Consider the following 2,922-nt stretch of genomic DNA (forward strand, 5'->3'; position numbering starts at 1 on the left):
CCATCGCCTCGGTCAACGAAGACCTTCACTTTTCGAGGAGTGATCTTTCCACTCGTCTTGGCGGCAGCAGACGGCTTGCTATATAGTTTTACCACCTTATGTACTTGGAGATATTTCAATGGTCTGGGATTAATATAAACCCATTTCGCCCCTAATGTCGTATTAATGAGGTACCATCCATTTTCACTTTTTTTTATTACCTTTACTGTTTGCGGAACGATTGATCTTGTTTGCTTCATTGAAATGGTTGGCTGGTCATACAAATTAACATCATAGTTAATCTTTAGACTTGATATGATCGGCATATAAGGAAGCAGAGTGAGGTTTTTAGTTCCTCTCTTTATCCATCCATATCCTTTTCCATATTTTATTTTATACCAATCACCCGATTTTGCGGCGATTTCAACATTCTCCTTTAATAGTACTTTTCCTATTTTAGGTGCCGCATTATATGGGAAGTTTTTTACATCAAGCCCAGTTTTGTAAGTTATCTTTCCTTTTACTAGATATGTAGTTTGTACAGGCGAAGGAACCTTAGCAGTAACTTTTGGAACGGTGGTAGTGACTAGTTCATGATGTACGCCATCCCTGCTTGTACTAATAAATTTTAGACCAGCTTGCTTTGCTACTTTTAAGAGAGAAGCACTTACGTAGTGTAATCCATTTAACGGCTTTCCTTTTTTATCTGTGATAATGGCATCAAATGCGATCCCTCTTGTATGAGGGGCTTTTTTACTAGGCTTCGCAACCAATGGTCCCAATTCATGCTTGCTTCTTTCAGAGCGTTTACACTTTGACGAAACACCTGTAACAATTTCATAAAAGTGCTTTTGATATTGATAGGGACGATAGGCGGAATTATATTTGATCTTCCAGCCCTTCGCTTTCAGCAATTTTTCATATTTTATTTTTGCTGAAAGTAGATTGGGATGAACATTCTCCCAAATCACCATTTCACCTTGATCCATTCTAAGTGCAACAGGATCTGTAATGGCGGTTATGCCTTTACATGTTGCAGCGAGGGCTTCACTTGGAATAATCAATGGAAAAATTAGTGCTAATACCATAATATGAATAAAAATTTTGACAAAAAATCTCATTTCTCCTCCTCATAAATTATATTCTGGTTAAATAGGACTATATTATTATATCAAAATTTACATAATAATCTATAATTTTACAAGGAAAAAATGCCCATTACATATTTCCTGCGATATATTTTACGACAAATTTCTACATGCATCGAGTTAAGTCAGCAAATCCGACGAAAATATGATATAATAAATTAACATACTGTAATTTCAGATGACCGTATAGGAAAAACAGAGAGGGTGTTTTCATGGAAGACTTTATCGAAACAGTTTATTTCTTAGAAAATCCTGAAAAGAATATTATTAAATTCGCAACTGGCACCCAGCTGCGCTATGAGGACGTTATTAAAGAGGTTTTTGGCGTGGCGTGTATTAATGATTTGCATATGATGCTTCAATACAATAAGAGCTTTCAGACAAGCATTTGTAACAGCCATGGGATTAGTGAAAAGAAGTTAACTCTTGATAAAATCCTTCGTGTTGCTTCAAAACTTGACATGCTTCGTCTGAAGAAGCAATTAATGGATCAAAAGTATAACAGCATAGATGAAACTGTTCAAGATGGTGATACTCCGATTGACTGCCCATTCGATGCAACCATTAAACTTCAAGAAGGGCTTTTCCAATGGGATGACAGCAATTTTTCATATAACGCAGTTAAGCCTGGTGCCTGACACCTTTGTAGTTAAGAAACTAACTAACAAAGGCTAGGTGCCTTTTTTTTTGGTTCAAGTGGTCCTATCTAAAATAAATGCACCATCCAGAGTAGGGACAGTGCATTTTACGTTTTATAAATAGTTAGAAATTGCGTTTAATTTATTTGGTCCGAAACAATCTAAGTATTTGTTACTCTATTTAAAAAAGTCAACGTCCTTGCAAATGCAACCCTTGCATACTTAGGATGATAAGTAGGATTTGTATCATTGTAAAAAGCGTGATGCGCATTAGGATATACTATGGCTTCAAATGATTTCTCATGTTTCCTCATTTCTTCTTCGAAATCAGGAATTAAGTTAGTAATATTCTTGTCTTCCCCACCATAGAATCCGAGCACTGGACATTCGATATTGGCAATATTCTGATGTGGTGGACGTCCGTAAAATACTATCGATCCCGCATGGTTAGGATCCTGTGTTGCTAGAGCAGCGGAAAGAGCGCCCCCTAAGCAGAAGCCAACAGAAGTAACAGGCATTCCTTTTGTCTTTTGCAATGAATTCCGCGCATAGTCAGCTGAATCTTTTAAGATGCGGATGAATGTCTCAGATTTACTTGGATCTAACTTCCCAAACAGAGTATTTAACGTCATGCGCAGTGTCTCTTGTTTTTCTGATGGATGTTGTAAGATGGCATTCTCACGTTCAGAAGGATTAAACCACGATGTATGTGGAATGGAATGTAAAAAGCTTTTCGCTTCAGCGATCCTTTCCTCACTTAGTTCCTTTGGTCGTACGCCTTGATCAGCAAATAAATCTGGTGCGATGGCAACGTATCCAGCAGTTGCAAACCGCTCGGCAACATTTTGAATGTGAGCATCTACTCCCCATATTTCTTGGATTACGAGTACGGTTGGTCGGGGTTCATTTACAGGCTCAATTGAAGAAATATAGGCGCGTATCTTCCCATTTGTTCCTTTTAAAGATTGCCATTCCGATTGTATCGACATGTTACACCTCACTGTTTTGACTTTTTCTGTATAGATAAAACATACCACTTCCTACATAATTTACCATATTCAGTATACAAATATAAATAAATATAAAAAACAGCCGTTATAAGGAGACGCCTACTATAAAAAAACCTCCCATTCGGTCAGATGAACTATGACCCGAAT

General features: G+C 37.3%; 2 protein-coding genes and 1 pseudogene. 1 reads left to right on the plus strand and 2 read right to left on the minus strand.

What is annotated here, in order from left to right; translation table 11 throughout:
• A pseudogene (locus V7659_RS26575) lies at window positions 1-1,100 on the minus strand (hypothetical protein); the annotation flags it as partial.
• A gap of 239 nt (window positions 1,101-1,339) precedes the next feature.
• On the opposite strand from V7659_RS26575, the gene V7659_RS26580 reads away from it, so the two are divergent.
• The gene (locus tag V7659_RS26580) at window positions 1,340-1,765 is read left to right on the plus strand and encodes a hypothetical protein (protein WP_335543090.1); all 426 of its coding nucleotides are present in this window, start codon (window positions 1,340-1,342) and stop codon (window positions 1,763-1,765) included.
• A 161-nt stretch (window positions 1,766-1,926) separates the two neighbouring features.
• Here the strand turns inward: V7659_RS26580 and V7659_RS26585 are convergent, their stop codons facing one another.
• Window positions 1,927-2,754, minus strand: coding sequence for a dienelactone hydrolase family protein (locus tag V7659_RS26585; RefSeq protein WP_335543091.1), 828 nt, complete (start codon window positions 2,752-2,754; stop codon window positions 1,927-1,929).
• Window positions 2,755-2,922 lie beyond the last annotated feature (168 nt).

Source organism: Neobacillus drentensis, from assembly GCF_036966985.1.
GTDB lineage: Bacteria > Bacillota > Bacilli > Bacillales > Cytobacillaceae > Neobacillus > Neobacillus drentensis_E.

Coding starts and splice junctions, on each gene's coding strand:
- V7659_RS26580 (WP_335543090.1), top strand. CDS start 1,340: ATGGAAGACTTTATCGAAACAGTTTATTTCTTAGAAAATCCTGAAAAG.
- V7659_RS26585 (WP_335543091.1), bottom strand. CDS start 2,754: ATGTCGATACAATCGGAATGGCAATCTTTAAAAGGAACAAATGGGAAG.